Origin of the sequence: Micromonospora sp. NPDC005197, assembly GCF_040608295.1 — a bacterium.
Taxonomy (GTDB): Bacteria; Actinomycetota; Actinomycetes; order Mycobacteriales; family Micromonosporaceae; genus Micromonospora.
Genome location: NZ_JBEXHY010000037.1, coordinates 1 through 15349, shown reverse-complemented (window position 1 = coordinate 15349; position 15349 = coordinate 1). Strand labels below are relative to the sequence as shown.

The following is a 15349-nucleotide window of genomic DNA, read 5'->3' as shown; positions in this document are numbered from 1 at the left end:
TAGGCGGGGTGGATTTCGCGCAGGTTTCCGGCAGTCGTCCCGATCACGGAGAGCAACGGGCTACTCGGCGTCGTCCTCGTCCTCGATGTCCTCGACGTCGTCGTCGGACGAGTCCGCGCCCACCTCGTCCGCCGAGCGCACCCGGCGGGCCTTGCGGGCGGCGAGCCGCTCCGCCGCCGAGGCCCGGTTCGACTTCTCCTCCAGGCGGACGTCGGTGCCCCGGTTGCCGGGCGCGAACTCCACACCCGCGTACAGCGTCGGCTGCCAGTCGAACTCGCGCTCACCGATCCGGACCAGGTCACCGGGCTGGGCGCCGGCCTTGGCGAGCTTGTCCTCCACGCCGAGCCGGGCCAGCCGGTCGGCGAGGTAGCCGACCGCCTCGTCGTTGTCGAAGTTGGTCTGCTTGACCCACCGCTCCGGGCGTACGCCGCGGACGGTGAACGAGCCGTCGGCCTCGGCCGTGATGGTGAAGCCGGCGTCGTCCACGGCCATCGGCCGGATCACGATCCGGGTCGGCTCGGCCGGCGGCGCCGCCTTGCGCTCCGCCTCGACCAGCTCGGCCATCGCGTACGTCAGCTCCTTGAGCCCCTCCCGGGTGGCCGCGGAGACCTCGAACACGCGGTAGCCGCGCTCCTCCAGATCCGGGCGGACGATCTCGGCGAGGTCCCGGCCGTCCGGCACGTCGACCTTGTTCACGGCCACCAGCCGTGGGCGGTCGGTCAGCCCGCCGTACTGGCTCAGCTCGGCCTCGATGGCGTCGATGTCGGCGACCGGGTCGCGGCCGGGCTCCAGGGTCGCCGAGTCGATGACGTGCACCAGCACCGCGCAGCGCTCGATGTGCCGCAGGAACTCCAGGCCCAGGCCCTTGCCGGTGGCCGCGCCCGGGATCAGGCCCGGCACGTCGGCGACGGTGAAGGTGTGGTTGTCCATCCGGACCACACCGAGGTTGGGCACCAGGGTGGTGAACGGGTAGTCGGCGATCTTCGGCTTCGCGGCGGAGATCACCGAGATCAGCGACGACTTACCGGCCGACGGGAAGCCCACCAGGCCCACGTCGGCGACGCTCTTCAGCTCCAGCACGATGTCCAGCTGGTCGCCGGGCTCGCCCAGCTCGGCGAAGCCGGGAGCCTTGCGCTTGGCGTTGGCCAGCGAGGCGTTGCCGCGCCCGCCGCGCCCGCCCCGGGCCACCTCGAAGGTGGTGCCGGCGCCGACCATGTCGGCCAGCACGGTGCCGTCGGTGGTCTGGACCACCGTGCCGTTGGGCACCTTCAGCACCAGGTTGTGGCCGTTGGCCCCGTCCCGGTTCGACCCGGCGCCGCCCTTGCCGTTGTCGGCCTTGACGTGCGGGTGGAAGTGGAAGTCGAGCAGCGTGGTCACCTGCGGGTCGACCACCAGCGACACGCTGCCGCCGTGCCCGCCGTTGCCGCCGTCCGGCCCGCCGAAGGGCTTGAACTTCTCGCGGTGGATCGAGACACAACCGTGCCCACCATCGCCGGCCTGCAGATGCAGGACGACCCGGTCAACGAACGTCGCCACGGCGTCAATCCTTCCAGCGAGGTCCACCTCGCACTTCGTGAAAAAGGCTAAGCGGGCCGGGACCCGGAGGTCCGCGGCCCGCTTAAGCCCGAGAGCTACTGCTGCGGAACGATGCTGACGGTCTTGCGACCGCGCTTGGTGCCGAACAGGACCGCACCGGCGGACAGCGCGAACAGCGTGTCGTCGCCGCCACGGCCGACCAGGTCACCGGGGTGGAACTTGGTGCCACGCTGCCGGATGATGATCTCACCGGCGCTGACGACCTGACCACCGAAGCGCTTCACGCCGAGTCGCTGGGCCGCGGAGTCACGACCGTTACGCGAGCTGGACGCACCCTTTTTGTGAGCCATTGGAGGACGACCTACTTCCCGCTGGAGATGCCGGTCACCTTGACCTGGGTCAACGGCTGGCGGTGACCCTGGCGCTTGTGGTAGCCGGTCTTGTTCTTGAACTTGTGGATCCGGATCTTCGGGCCCTTGGTGTGCGCGGCGATCTCGCCGGACACCGCGACCTCGGCAAGCTTCGCCGCGTCGGTCACCAGGTCGTCACCGTCGACGAGGAGCACCGCGGTGAGCTTCACCGCGTCACCGGGGGCACCGGTGAGCTTCTCGACCTCGATCACGTCGCCCTCGGCGACCTTGTACTGCTTGCCGCCGGTCTTGACGATCGCGTACATCGGAGGCGGACTCCCTGTCGTTGAGGCTGCTGGCGGTCGTCCCCGCGGCGGCTCGCCGGGTAGCAGTGCACGGCGGCGCGGGCACACGGGAACTCGGCACACCAAAGGTGGGCCGCAGGCAAGAGTACGCCATTGCCGGCCCGGACCCCAAACCGGCCCGCCCTGGTCAGCGGGCGCAGAGCTGGTCGAGGCGCTGCTGGAGCCGGTCCAGCTCGGTCTCGTCGATCGACTCGACGTCCGCGCCGAGTGCGGCGACCTCCGTGCCGAGGTCACTGAGCAACGTCTTGAGCTGCGGATCGGTGGACCGCGCCGACTGCTCCCGCAGCGCGGCCCGCCAGCCGGCCAGCGCCGTCTGCGCCCTCGTGCGGGCCGCATCGGCGGTGGCGGTGTCCCCCGCACCCACCGCCGCGACCATCCGGCCCAGCTCCGCCACGTACTCCCGGACGGCGGTGGCGCCGGCCTGCTGCGCCTCGGCGCACACCTGCCGATTGTCGCCCGCGACACCGCCACCCACCGGCGTACCGGTCGATTCGCCGGGAGCGCCTCCGGACCCGGCGGCCGGGCCGGAAGCCCCGGCGGTCGCGCCGGTCGGGCCCGCATCGACCGACCGGTCGGCGGAGCAGGCGGCTCCGACGGCGAGCACGGCCCCCAGCACGGTGACGGCGAGCAGGCGAGGCATCTTCTTCTCCTGACCGGGGGGCGACCGCTCCCGGCCCAGGGGTGACCGGAACGGCGAGGTCCCTCCCCGTCACATTGCCGGGAAAGGGACCTCGTCAAACACCGGGCCGGTCAGGCCGTCAGGGGCGGGTCCGCCGACGAGCGCCACCGCGGCGGGAGCGGCGACGCCCCGCGCCACCGGCCTCCTCGTCGGTGTCGCCGTCGGCGAGCGCGTCCGGGTCGTCCGCCGCGGCCAGCCGGGCCGACTCGCCCTGCAGGCTGTCGGACACCGCCGGCGCCGCCTCGGTCTCCGCCTCGTAGCGGGACAGGTCGTACCCCATGGTGTCCTGGTAGTCGGCGTCCGGTTCGACGCTGGTGTCGGTGTCGACGACCTCGACCACCGCGCGCTCGGCCGGGGCGCTCTTGCGCGCCCGGCGGCGGGACGACGCGGTGCCGGCCTCGACGGCCGGAGCGGCCGGCGCCGACGAGGCGACCGCCTTGACCTTCTCCGCGGCCCCACCGGTATGCGGCTTCTCCGGCACCGGCTCGGTGTGGATGATGACGCCCCGGCCCTTGCAGCACTCGCAGGTCTCGCTGAACGCCTCCAGCAGGCCCGCGCCGATCCGCTTACGGGTCATCTGCACCAGACCGAGCGAGGTGATCTCGGTGACCTGGTGCTTGGTCCGGTCCCGGCCCAGGCACTCGGTGAGTCGGCGCAGCACCAGCTCCCGGTTCGACTCCAGCACCATGTCGATGAAGTCGATCACCACGATGCCGCCGATGTCGCGCAACCGGAGCTGGCGGACGATCTCCTCCGCCGCCTCCAGGTTGTTGCGGGTGACGGTCTCCTCCAGGTTGCCCCCGGAGCCGGTGTACTTACCGGTGTTGACGTCGACGACCGTCATGGCCTCGGTCTTGTCGATCACCAGCGAGCCGCCGGAGGGCAGGAAGACCTTGCGGTCCAGGCCCTTGATGATCTGCTCGTCGATCCGGTACTCGGCGAAGACGTCGCTCGTCCCGACGTGCCGGCGCACCCGGTCGACCAGGTCCGGAGAGACGTGCGACAGGTACGACTCGACGATGTCGTACGACTGCTCGCCCTCGATCACCAGCTCGCGGAAGTCCTCGTTGAACAGGTCCCGGACCACGCGGATGACCAGGTCCGGCTCCCCGTAGAGCAGCGCCGGGGCGCCACCCTCGGCGGCCTTGGCCTGGATGTCCTCCCACTGCGCCTGGAGCCGCTTGACGTCGCGGGCCAGCTCGTCCTCGCTGGCGCCCTCGGCGGCGGTGCGGACGATCACGCCCGCGCCGTCCGGGACCAGCTTCTTGAGCACGTCGCGCAGCCGCTTGCGCTCGGTGTCCGGCAGCTTGCGGCTGATCCCGGACGCGTTGCCGTTGGGCACGTAGACCAGGTGCCGGCCGGAGAGGGCGATGTGGCTGGTCAGCCGGGCGCCCTTGTGCCCGATCGGGTCCTTGGTGACCTGGACCAGCACCGAGTCGCCGGAGCGCAGCGCCTGCTCGATCGAGCGGGCACGCCCCTCCAGGCCGGAGGTGTCCCAGTTGACCTCGCCGGCGTACAGCACCGCGTTGCGGCCCCGGCCGACGTCGACGAACGCCGCCTCCATGCTGGGCAGCACGTTCTGCACCTTGCCCAGGTAGACGTTGCCGGCCATGGTGCCCGAGGAGTTACGGGTGACGTAGTGCTCGACCAGCACACCGTCCTCCAGGACGGCGATCTGGGTGCGGTCACCACGCTGCCGGACCGCCATGACCCGATCGACCGCCTCCCGGCGGGCCAGGAACTCCGACTCGCTGAGGATCGGCGGCCGCGTACGCCGCTGCTCCCGGCCGTCCCGGCGACGCTGGCGCTTGGCCTCCAGCCGGGTCGAGCCGGACACGCCCTGGACCTCGTCGACCGTGCGACGCGGCTCGCGGATCTTGACCACGGTGGGCACACCGTCGTCGGCGGCTCCCTCGGTGTCACCGGCGCCGCGACGGCGGCGACGACGGCGACGACGGGTCAACCCGTCCCCGCCCTCGGACTCCTCGTCCTCGTCCCCCTCGGCCTCGGCCTCGGCGGTCTCCTCCTCGTCGGCCTGCGCCGCCTCGTCGGACTCCTCGTCCTCGGCGTCGTCGGCACCGCCCTTGCCCCGGCCCCGACCCCGGCGGCCACGCCGACGGCGGCGACGCGCGGCGGCGCTGTCCTCGTCGTCCTCGTCCGCCTCGATGGCCTCGTCGGCCTCCTCGGTCGGCTCCTCCTCGGCCTCGACCGGCTCCACCGGCTCGAGGTCGCGGCGACCGCGCCGCCGTCGACGGGACGGCTCGGCCTCGACGGCCGGCTCCTCGGCCACCGGAGCGGGCTCCGCCGGCCGGGTCACCGGCACGGCGTCCGGCTGGGGTGCCATGAACAGCACTGTGGGTGCGGAGAGCGCGGCCCGCCGACGGCGGGTGCGCGGCTGCTCGGCCTCGACGACCTCGGCAGGCTCGATCGGCTCATCGGCCACGTTCGCCACGGCGACACCGGGCGCCACCTCGCCGGAGCGCTCCCGCGCGTCACCGAACGCCTGCTCGGCGCCGGTTCCGTCCGGCGGGGTCTGCGCCTCGTTCAGCTCGGCTTCCGCCTGACGCAGGTCGGACTCCGCCGACGTCTCAGCGGCGTCCCCCTCGGCGGAGGGCTCCTCGACGGCGGGCTCCTCGGCGGCGGCGGGCTCCACGACGGCCGGCGGCTCCTCGACGGCGGGCGTTGCCTTCTTGCGCCGGGTGCGGGTCACCTTGACCGGAGGAACGACCTCGGGGGAGGCCAGCTCCGCGCTGGCGGCGACCAGCGGCTCCTCGGCGGTCGTCTCGACGGGGGCCGCCTTGCGCCGGCGTCGGGGGGTCTTCGGGGCGACGTCCAGGTCACCGGAGACCGGGGCGAAGACCTCCGCCTGCGGCGACTCGACGGCGCCGGACCCGCTGGCGGACGCCTCGACGGGCGCCTCGGCCTGCTCCGGCTGGTTGAGCGGGGCGGCCCGACGCCGGGTGGCCCGCGCCCGCCGTGGCGGTGCGGCAGCCTCGGCGCTCTCCGCGCCCGCCTGCTGGGCGCCGGCGGCGCCGTCGGTGGTGGTGCTCTGGTCAGCGGTGTCGCCGGCCGGCTGTGAACCGGTCCGTTCGCCGCCCTCGGGCTCGTTCTCGAGCATGGACGTTCTCCAGTTCTGGCTGCCCCGGGCGCGGGTGAGCGCTGCCACGCAGGGTCGCCGCAAAAGTGTTTCCGCCGGGCGCGCGTGGTGCGCGACCGCCGAAGTCTGCCTGCAAGAGCGCTGACCGTCGGTCAGTGCCCAACGATGGCTGCCCCGCCGCGATCCGCATCCAACGGATCCACGATCGCACCCTGCGCGGTCAGCGTGCCCTGAGCCAGCCGGGTCACCCTCGGCGAGACCGGCGGCTCCAGGTCGGCCACCACGCGGAGGCCGGAAAGGACGTCATCGGGCCGTACGGACGGGGTGACCTGCCGCACGACCAGTTCGAGTATCGCACACGGTACGGCCGGCGCCCCGGAAGGCGTCTGCGTCGGGGAGAGGACATCGATCGACATAACCGCTGCACGGGCATCGAAGGTGCGTCGCCCCTGCTTGGTCATCCGCTCGACCAGCACCTCGTCGGCAGCGGTGAAGGCGTCCACGGCGGCGCGCAGCGTCTCCGTGTCGACCTCGGGCAGCTCGATGTGCCAGTGCGACGCCTCGATGCGGTCCGCCAGGCTGCCGCCCTCGGCGATCACCACCTCCAGCACGTCCAGCCCGGGTGAGAGCGCGGCGTCGAGCGCGGCGCGCAGCGCCTCCGGCTCGACCGGCGCCTGAAGGCCGATCTCCAGGTACTCCGCCTCGCTCGCCACCCCGGTGGGCGCGGCGCTGGCGTAGGAGATCTTCGGGTGCGGGGTGAAGCCCTGGGAAAACGCGATCGGTACGGCGGCACGGCGCAGCGCACGCTCGAACGCCCGGGCGAAGTCCCGGTGCGAGGTGAACCGCAGCGGCCCGCGCTTGGCGTACCGGATGCGGGCGCGCTGAACGACCGGCGCCTGCCCACCCTCCGGCTGGTTTTTCTTACTGATCGTCTCGCTCCTCGGAACTCAGCACCGGTTGATCATGAAGTTATTGTCGGCGACACGCGGTGTTCCGGGCAACAACTTCATGATCGACGCGGGCGACGGGCGGGGCCGGGAGGGCCGGGGGTCAGGGCGTGGGGGTTTTCAGGCCCTTGATCGGCGTCAGGGGCAGGAGCTTCTTGCCGGTGGGGCCGATCTGGATCTCGGTGTCCATCGAGGGACAGACGCCGCAGTCGAAGCACGGGGTCCACCGGCAGTCGTCCTGCTCGAACTCGCTCAGCGAATCCTGCCAGTCCTGCCAGAGCCAGTCCTTGTCCAGGCCCGAGTCCAGGTGGTCCCAGGGAAGGACCTCCAGCTCGTCGCGCTGGCGGGTGGTGTACCAGTCGAGATCCACCCCGAACGCCGGCAGCGTCTCGGCCGCCGCGTCCACCCAGCGCTGGTAGGAGAAGTGCTCGCTCCACCCGTCGAACCGGCCGCCGTCCTCCCACACCTTCCGGATCACCGAGCCGACCCGGCGGTCACCCCGGGAGAGCAGGCCCTCGATCAGCGACGGCTCGCCGTCGTGGTAGCGGTAGCCGATGGCCCGGCCCAGCGAGCGGTCCGAGTTGATGGCCTGCTTGAGGATCTTGAGCCGGTGGTCGATGACCTCCGGGCGCTCCATGGCGGCCCACTGGAACGGGGTGTGCGGCTTCGGCACGAACCCGCCGATGGAGACCGTGCAGCGGATGTCCTTCGAGCCGGTCGCGGCCCGACCGGCCTTGATCACCTCGTGGGCCATGTCGGCGATCTCGAGGACGTCCTCGTCGGTCTCGGTGGGCAGGCCGCACATGAAGTAGAGCTTCACCTGCCGCCAACCGTTGCTGTACGCGGTGACGACCGTCCGGATCAGGTCTTCCTTCGACACCATCTTGTTGATGACCTTGCGGATCCGCTCCGACCCGCCCTCCGGGGCGAAGGTCAGGCCGGTACGCCGCCCGTTGCGGGACAACTCCTGCGCGAGGTCGATGTTGAACGCGTCGACCCGGGTCGACGGCAGCGACAGCGACACGTTGGTGCCCGCGTACTGCTCGGCCAGGCCGGAGCACATGTCGCCGATCTCGGAGTGGTCGGCCGAGGAGAGCGACAGCAGGCCCACCTCGGAGAAGCCGGAGAACTCCAGGCCCTCGCGCACCATCTGCCCGACGGTGGTGATCGACCGCTCCCGCACCGGACGGGTGATCATGCCCGCCTGGCAGAACCGGCAGCCCCGGGTGCAGCCCCGGAAGATCTCCACCGCGTACCGCTCGTGCACCGTCTCGGCGAGCGGGACGAGGGGCTTCTTCGGGTACGGCCACGCGTCCAGGTCCATCGTTGTGCGCTTGTGCACCCGGAACGGCACGTCTGCCCGGTTCGGCACGACCCGCTGGATCCGCCCGTCCGGGAGGTAGTCCACGTCGTAGAAACGCGGGACGTACACGCTCTCGGTGCGGGCCAGCCGCAGCAGCAGCTCGTCGCGGCCACCCGGGGAGCCCTCGGCCTTCCACTCCCGGACGATCGCGGTGATCTCCAGGACCGCCTCCTCGCCGTCGCCGAGAACGGCGGCGTCGATGAAGTCGGCGATCGGCTCCGGGTTGAAGGCGGCATGCCCACCGGCCACGATCACCGGGTCGGCGTCGGTGCGGTCGGCGGCCAGCATCGGGATGCCGGCCAGGTCGATCGCGGTGAGCATGTTGGTGTAGCCCAGCTCGGTGGAGAAGGAGATGCCGAAGACGTCGAAATCGCGCACCGGCCGGTGCGCGTCGACGGTGAACTGCGGCACGCCGTGCGTGCGCATCAGGTTCTCCAGGTCGGGCCAGACCGCGTACGTCCGCTCGGCGAGGGTGTCGGGCAGCTCGTTGAGCACCTCGTAGAGGATCTGCACACCCTGGTTGGGCAGGCCCACCTCGTACGCGTCGGGATACATGAGCGCCCAGCGCACCGTCGCGGCATCCCAGTCCTTGACCACCGCGCCCAGCTCACCGCCGACGTACTGGATGGGCTTGGAGACCTGAGGGAGCAGCGGCTCGAGCCGGGGCCAGACGGAATTGGTCGCGGCCGCGCGCGGCGTCGTGGACGGGGCACTCATGATGCCCAAGGGTACGCGCCCGCCCGCCGGTGACCGCGCGCACGCCACGATGCCGCCCGACCAACCACCTGTGCACGCACTCCGCCCCGATGCCCGGGCGGCGGCGGTGGCGACGCGGTACTAACCTCGGACCGGCGCGAGAGGAGATTGCCGCGATGCCGGAGCCCCAGCCGGGAGCACGGCCGGCCGACGGGCGCACCCCGGGCCCGGAGCCGGACGACGCTCCGGCGGTCGCCGACGAGTCGACCTCCCCACCCGTACCGCCGGACCACCCCGCCGCCCCCGACCAGCCGGAACCCACGGCCCAGGAGCCAACGGCCCAGGAGCCCGCGGCCCAGGAAGCCGCGGCCCAGCCGGAACCGACGGCCCAGGAGCCCGCGGCCCAGCCGGAGCCAACGGCCCAGGAGCCCGCGGCCCAGCCGGAGCCAACGGCCCAGGAAGCCGCGGCCCAGCCGGCCGCGTCCGCGGACTCCCCCGCGCCGCGGTGGAGTGGGTCCGCGCCGGTCCCTCCCCCGCTGCCGCGCAGGCGTGCCTGGGGTGAGTCAGCCGAGCCGACCCCGCCGCCGCCCCTGCCCGAGCAGCCACCCGAGCACCGCACCCCGGTCGACCCGTGGGCCGGGGTGGACACCGGCGGCTGGGACCTGCCCTCCGCCGAACTGCCCCCGCTGCCCCCGACGTTGGACTACCCGGCGCCCCCGTCGACCCGGCAGTGGTCCGGGCCGCCCGCACCGCCGGTGGGGATGCACCCGGTGTCGCCGTCACCCGCCCACCCGACGTCGCCCGCCTACCCGGCGCGACCCACCTACCCGGCGCCGCCAGCCCACCCGGCGCCGCCAGCCCGGCCCGCCCTGCCGGCGCAGCCCGGCACGGGCCGACCCGCCGCGCCGGTGCGGCCGGTGCCGCCCGCTCGGGTGCCGAAGCAGCGGCGGGGCCGGCGCTCGGCCACGCCACCGCCTGTGACGCCACCGCCGGGCTGGGAGGCCCCGAAGGGGTACGTGCCGGTCCCGGTCCGCCGTCGGCGTCGCTGGCCGTGGCTTCTGCTGCTCACCCTGGCCTGCTGCTGCGGATGTCCCGCCTACTACGGCCTGCCGATCTCGTCGCAGTACCCGGCCCGCGCCGCGCTGCCCGAGCAGGTCGCCGATCTGAGCCTGCGTCAGGACGACGGCAGCGCCGCGGCGGCCCGACAGCTGGAGAACGAGGTACGCCAGGAGAACTGGCTGGCCGAGGACACCTTCGCCGGCGTGTACGCCACGGCGGACGGCAAGCGGGTGACGGTCTTCGGCGGGACCGGCTTCCGGCTGAACCCGGAGGCGGACGCGAACGCGGAAATCACGCGGCTCAAGGAGCGCTACGCGCTGGAGTCGCCCGAGACGGTGCAGACCGGCGTACGGGGTCGGCACGAGCGTTGCGCGATTGGCCGGCCGGCCGACGGCGACGTGGTGGTGTGCACCTCGGTCGACCACGGCAGCATCGCCACCGGAGTGTTCACCCGACTCTCCGTCGTCGACAGCGCCGACCTGCTGAAAACCTTGCGCGGCCAGATCGTTCAGCCCGAGCGGGGCTGAGCCGCGCCCCGGCCACAGGAGCGACGCCGCACCGTCGACGGCGGGGCGGGCCGGGCCGCCGGCGGATCGCGGGGCCGGGCCGGGCCGGGCGGCGGATCGCGGACCCGAGTGGGTCAGCGGAACCGCGACCACCGGCGGCCCCGTTACGCCCCGTGACGTCACGCGGACGAAGCGGGCCGGAGACCGGCATTCCTGTGAGTCATCTTTATGACTCACAGGAATGCCGCTTCGAGGAGCGAGTGCCCCGGACGAAGGGTCCGCCGTGCGCGGCCAGACGCGCGGGAAGGAACCGAGGCCACGGCCCAGCGCGGATCAGACGCCGCAGGCCCGGCGCCGCGCCACACATCGCGTGGTCAGCGCGGGCCAAGCGCCGCAGATCCCGGGGCAACACGACCCCGGCCCGCGGATCAGGCGTCGCCGGTCAGACGTCGCCGGTCGGGTCCGGGTGGGCGCGCGGCGGGGCGTAGCGCGGGACGTACTCCTGGCCGGTGAGCTTCTGGATCTCGCTCATCAGCTCGTCGGTCATCTGGCGCAGCGAGGCGCGGTCGTCCGGGCGACCGGTGAAGTCCAGCGGCTTGCCGAACCGGACGGTGATCTTGGCGCTGCCGGGGCGGGGCACCCGGGCGCCGATCGGCTGAGCCTTGTCCGTGCCGATCGTGCCGACCGGGATGATCGGCACACCGGCGGAGATGGCCAGCCGGGCCGCCCCGGTCCGCCCCCGGTAGAGCTTGCCGTCCGGGGAGCGGGTGCCCTCCGGGTAGACCACCACCAGGTCACCACCCTGCAACGCCGGGATAGCGGCGTCGAACGCGGACAGCGCGGCCCGCCCACCGGCCCGCTCGACCGGGATCGCGCCCAGACCCGTGAGGACGAACTTCGAGAACGCGCCCTTCACGCCGGTGCCCTTGAAGTACTCCGACTTGGCCCAGAACGCCAGGTGCCGGGGCACCACCGTGCCGAGGAACAGCTCGTCGGCCACCGAGAGATGGTTGCCGGCGAAGATCGCGCCGCCGGTCTCCGGCACGTGTTCCAGACCCTCCACGGTCGGGCGGAACGCCAACCGCAGCGTGGGCGCCACGGTGAGCTTGCCGATGGTGTAGAGCAGGGGCACTGGTCCTCCGGCAGATGAGGTGCGAGCAGGCGGTGTCACGGTAGCGGACGCCTCCACACCTCCCGGACGGAGGTGGGGAGGCGTCCGCTACCCGCGCGTTACACCCGGCGGACGACGACCGTAACCCGCTCGCCCTCGCCCACCTCGCCGGCGAAACCGTCGAGGCCCTCGGCGAAGTCGATCGAGTCGGCCAGCACCTCACCGGCGACGAAATCGACGTACGCGCTCACCGCCGCGCGCACCTCCTCGGACGCCGACACCGACACCACGATCCGGTCGGAGACGTCCAGGTCGGCGTCGCGGCGGGCCTGCTGCACCACCCGCACCACGTCGCGGGCCAGGCCCTCGGCGGCCAACTCCGGGGTGACTTCGGTGTCCAGCACGACCACGCCCTCGCCGCCGGGCAGCGGCGCGGAGTGCTCGGCGTCGGCGGCGACCAGGCGCAGCTCGTACTCGCCCTCGGCCAGGGTGATGCCGGCGGCCACCGGGGCGCCGTCGACCAGCTCCCACTCGCCCGCCTTGACCGCCTTGATCACCTGCTGGACCTGCTTGCCGACGCGCGGGCCGAGCGCCCGGGGCACCACGGTCAACACCTGCTCGCAGTACGCGGCCAGCTCGGCGCTGAACTCCACCGCCTTCACGTTGACCTCGTCGGCGATCAGATCGGCGAACGGTCGCAGCTGCTCCGCCGCCGGCGAGGCCACGGTCAGCTTCGACAGCGGCAGCCGTACCCGCAGACCCTTGGCCTTGCGCAGGGACAGCGCCGCCGAGGCCACGGCCCGCACGTTGTCCATGGCGGCGACCAGGTCGTGGTCGGCCGGGAACTCGCTCGCCTCCGGCCAGTCGGTCAGGTGCACCGAGCGCTCCCCGGTCAGCCCGCGCCAGATCTCCTCCGCGGTCAGCGGCGCCAGCGGCGCCACCACCCGGCAGAGCGTCTCCAGCACGGTCGACAGGGTGTCGAACGCGTTGGCATCGCCGGACCAGAACCGGTCCCGCGAGCGGCGCACGTACCAGTTGGTCAGCGCGTCCAGGTAGGACCGCACGGTGGCGCAGGCGCCGGAGATGTCGTACGCGTCCATCTGCGCGCTGACGGTCGACACCAGCTCGTTGGTCTTCGCCAGCACGTACCTGTCGAGCAGGTGCGTCGAGTCGGTGCGCCGCCGCGCCTGGTACCCGTCCGCGTTGGCGTAGAGCGAGAAGAAGTACCAGACGTTCCACAACGGCAGCAGCACCTGCCGGACGGCGTCACGGATGCCCGCCTCGGTGACCGCCATGTCACCGCCGCGCAGCACCGGCGAGGACATCAGCATCCACCGCATCGCGTCCGAGCCGTACGCGTCGAAGACGTGGTAGACGTCCGGGTAGTTGCGCAGGCTCTTGGACATCTTGCGCCCGTCCGAGCCGAGCAGGATGCCGTGGCTCAGGCAGTTGCGGAACGCCGGCCGGTCGAACAGCGCGGTGGCCAGCACGTGCATGGTGTAGAACCAGCCGCGGGTCTGCCCGATGTACTCGACGATGAAGTCACCTGGGTAGTGGTGCTCGAACCAGTCCGCGTTCTCGAACGGGTAGTGCACCTGGGCGAACGGCATCGAACCGGACTCGAACCAGCAGTCCAGCACCTCCGGCACCCGGCGCATCATCGACTGACCGGTCGGGTCGTCCGGGTTCGGGCGGACCAGGTCGTCCACCGCCGGCCGGTGCAGGTCGGTGAGGCGTACGCCGAAGTCCCGCTCGATGTCCGCGAGGGAGCCGTAGACGTCCAGGCGCGGGTAGTTCGGGTCGTCGGACTTCCACACCGGGATCGGGGAGCCCCAGAACCGGTTCCGGCTGATCGACCAGTCCCGTGCGTTGGCCAGCCACTTGCCGAACGAGCCGTCCTTGATGTGGCCGGGCGTCCAGTTGATCTCCTGGTTCAGCTCGACCATCCGGTCCCGGAACTGCGTCACCGCGACGAACCAGGACGACACCGCCTTGTAGACCAGCGGGGTGTCGCAGCGCCAGCAGTGCGGGTACGAGTGGGTGTAGGTGTCCTGCTTGAGCACCACCCCCCGGTCCTTCAGCTCGCGGATCACCGGCTTGTTGACGTCGAAGACCTGCTCACCCTGGTACGGCGGGACCAGCGCGGTGAACCGGGTGTGGTCGTCCACCGTGACGATGGTGGGGATGCCGGCGGCGTTGCAGACGTTCTGGTCGTCCTCGCCGAACGCCGGGGCGAGGTGCACGATCCCGGTGCCGTCCTCGGTGGTGACGAACTCCGCGCCGAGCACCTGGTAGGCGTTCTCGCCCGCCTGCTCGACGAGGAAGTCGAACAGCGGTGTGTAGCGGCGCCCGACCAGGTCCCGGCCGTACACCGTGCCGACCTGCTCGTACCCCTCCAGCTCCTTGGCGTACGCCCCGAGCCGCGCGGCACCCACCACGAACCGCTCGCCGTCGCGTTCCAGCACCGCGTACTCGATGTCGGGGCCGACGGCGAGCGCCAGGTTCGACGGCAGGGTCCACGGCGTGGTGGTCCAGACGCCCAGCTTGACGGGCCCGCGCACCAGTTCCGGCGCGGACTCGTCGGCGGTCAGCCCGAACCACACCGACAGGGTGGGGTCGTGCCGGTCCCGGTAGACGTCGTCCATCCGGGTCTCGGTGTTCGACAGCGGCGTCTCGCAGCGCCAGCAGTACGCCAGCACCCGGAAACCCTCGTAGATCAGACCCTTGTCGTGCAGGGTCTTGAAGGCCCACATGACGCTTTCCATGTAGTCCAGGTCGAGGGTCTTGTAGTCGTTGGCGAAGTCGACCCAGCGGGCCTGCCGGTTGATGTACCGCTCCCAGTCCTGGGTGAACTCCAGCACCGAGGTACGGCAGGCCTCGTTGAACCGGGCCACGCCCAGGTCGATGATCTCCGCCTTGCTGGTGATGCCGAGCTGCTTCTCGGCCACCACCTCGGCGGGCAGGCCGTGGCAGTCCCAGCCGAAGCGCCGCTCGACGTGCCGACCGCGCATGGTCTGGTAGCGCGGCACCACGTCCTTGACGTAGCCGGTGAAGAGGTGGCCGTAGTGCGGCAGGCCGTTGGCGAACGGCGGGCCGTCGTAGAAGACGTACTCGTTCTTGCCGTCGGTGCCGGCGGGGCGGGCCTCGACGGACGCCTCGAAGGTCTTGTCGGCCGTCCAGTGCTCCAGCACCCGGCGCTCGACCGCGGGCAGGTCCGGGCTCGCCGGCACACCGGCGGCGGTCGGGTCGTGCAACGGATAGGCCATCGCCTGTCGCTCTCCTCGCAGCTCACTCAACGTGGGTCTGCGAGGACGAACCTTCCGGGTACGCCGACGACGGCGCTCCCGGGTGGCCCGCGGTACCACCCCGCTTGGCGGTCAGGATCGACCGCCCGCTCATTTGCCGGCTGTGACGGGCCGCACCCGTCCGGTTCTACTGGGCCGGTTGCCCGGCTGTTCTTCCGGAGGCTCACCGGTGATGGCCGGGTCATCGCCTTACGGTGCTCAACGATACAAGACCCGCCCATCACTCCGCCGCCGAGTAATCCCGCGTGCACCCCACCCCGGCGGATGCTTCCGTTGATCAAGAGGTTTGCGTCAACGTCGCGCCAAATCCTGACGCAAACCGGTTTGCGTCAACG

10 protein-coding genes are annotated in these 15349 nt (G+C 72.0%); 1 reads left to right on the top strand and 9 read right to left on the bottom strand.

What is annotated here, in order from left to right; all coding sequences use genetic code 11:
• Positions 1-60: 60 nt before the first annotated feature.
• The 7 genes from obgE to ABZU46_RS15045 form a co-directional block, all read right to left on the bottom strand.
• Positions 61-1536 carry a GTPase ObgE gene (gene obgE / locus ABZU46_RS15075; RefSeq protein ID WP_354857905.1) on the bottom strand — a complete coding sequence of 492 codons (1476 nt, stop codon included), beginning with the start codon at positions 1534-1536 and terminating at the stop codon, positions 61-63.
• Positions 1537-1631: 95 nt separating this feature from the next.
• Positions 1632-1886: a 50S ribosomal protein L27 gene (gene rpmA / locus ABZU46_RS15070; protein ID WP_007464062.1), complete on the bottom strand. Its 255-nt coding sequence runs from the start codon at positions 1884-1886 to the stop codon at positions 1632-1634.
• An 11-nt stretch (positions 1887-1897) separates the two neighbouring features.
• A complete protein-coding gene (rplU, locus tag ABZU46_RS15065; protein WP_007464063.1) occupies positions 1898-2212 on the bottom strand; it encodes a 50S ribosomal protein L21 in 315 nt (104 codons plus the stop codon).
• Between the two features lie 166 nt (positions 2213-2378).
• On the bottom strand, positions 2379-2891 hold the full coding sequence (locus tag ABZU46_RS15060) for a hypothetical protein (RefSeq protein WP_354857902.1): 513 nt from the start codon (positions 2889-2891) through the stop codon (positions 2379-2381).
• Positions 2892-3009: 118 nt separating this feature from the next.
• On the bottom strand, positions 3010-6048 hold the full coding sequence (locus ABZU46_RS15055; RefSeq protein WP_354857900.1) for an Rne/Rng family ribonuclease: 3039 nt from the start codon (positions 6046-6048) through the stop codon (positions 3010-3012).
• 131 nt (positions 6049-6179) lie between these two features.
• A complete protein-coding gene (locus tag ABZU46_RS15050) occupies positions 6180-6899 on the bottom strand; it encodes a TIGR03936 family radical SAM-associated protein (RefSeq protein WP_354857991.1) in 720 nt (239 codons plus the stop codon).
• A 178-nt stretch (positions 6900-7077) separates the two neighbouring features.
• Positions 7078-9054 carry a TIGR03960 family B12-binding radical SAM protein gene (locus ABZU46_RS15045; RefSeq protein WP_354857897.1) on the bottom strand — a complete coding sequence of 659 codons (1977 nt, stop codon included), beginning with the start codon at positions 9052-9054 and terminating at the stop codon, positions 7078-7080.
• 155 nt (positions 9055-9209) lie between these two features.
• Between ABZU46_RS15045 and ABZU46_RS15040 the strand changes: the two genes are divergently transcribed.
• Positions 9210-10619 carry a hypothetical protein gene (locus ABZU46_RS15040; RefSeq protein ID WP_354857895.1) on the top strand — a complete coding sequence of 470 codons (1410 nt, stop codon included), beginning with the start codon at positions 9210-9212 and terminating at the stop codon, positions 10617-10619.
• Positions 10620-11040: 421 nt separating this feature from the next.
• Here the strand turns inward: ABZU46_RS15040 and ABZU46_RS15035 are convergent, their stop codons facing one another.
• Together ABZU46_RS15035 and ileS are read right to left on the bottom strand one after the other, a co-directional pair.
• Positions 11041-11730 carry a lysophospholipid acyltransferase family protein gene (locus ABZU46_RS15035; protein ID WP_354857892.1) on the bottom strand — a complete coding sequence of 230 codons (690 nt, stop codon included), beginning with the start codon at positions 11728-11730 and terminating at the stop codon, positions 11041-11043.
• 98 nt (positions 11731-11828) lie between these two features.
• Positions 11829-14975 carry an isoleucine--tRNA ligase gene (gene ileS / locus ABZU46_RS15030; RefSeq protein WP_354857890.1) on the bottom strand — a complete coding sequence of 1049 codons (3147 nt, stop codon included), beginning with the start codon at positions 14973-14975 and terminating at the stop codon, positions 11829-11831.
• Between the last annotated feature and the right edge of the window lie 374 nt (positions 14976-15349).

Coding starts and splice junctions, on each gene's coding strand:
- rplU (WP_007464063.1), bottom strand. CDS start 2,212: ATGTACGCGATCGTCAAGACCGGCGGCAAGCAGTACAAGGTCGCCGAG.
- ABZU46_RS15055 (WP_354857900.1), bottom strand. CDS start 6,048: ATGCTCGAGAACGAGCCCGAGGGCGGCGAACGGACCGGTTCACAGCCG.
- ABZU46_RS15040 (WP_354857895.1), top strand. CDS start 9,210: ATGCCGGAGCCCCAGCCGGGAGCACGGCCGGCCGACGGGCGCACCCCG.
- ileS (WP_354857890.1), bottom strand. CDS start 14,975: ATGGCCTATCCGTTGCACGACCCGACCGCCGCCGGTGTGCCGGCGAGC.
- ABZU46_RS15060 (WP_354857902.1), bottom strand. CDS start 2,891: ATGCCTCGCCTGCTCGCCGTCACCGTGCTGGGGGCCGTGCTCGCCGTC.
- ABZU46_RS15045 (WP_354857897.1), bottom strand. CDS start 9,054: ATGAGTGCCCCGTCCACGACGCCGCGCGCGGCCGCGACCAATTCCGTC.
- rpmA (WP_007464062.1), bottom strand. CDS start 1,886: ATGGCTCACAAAAAGGGTGCGTCCAGCTCGCGTAACGGTCGTGACTCC.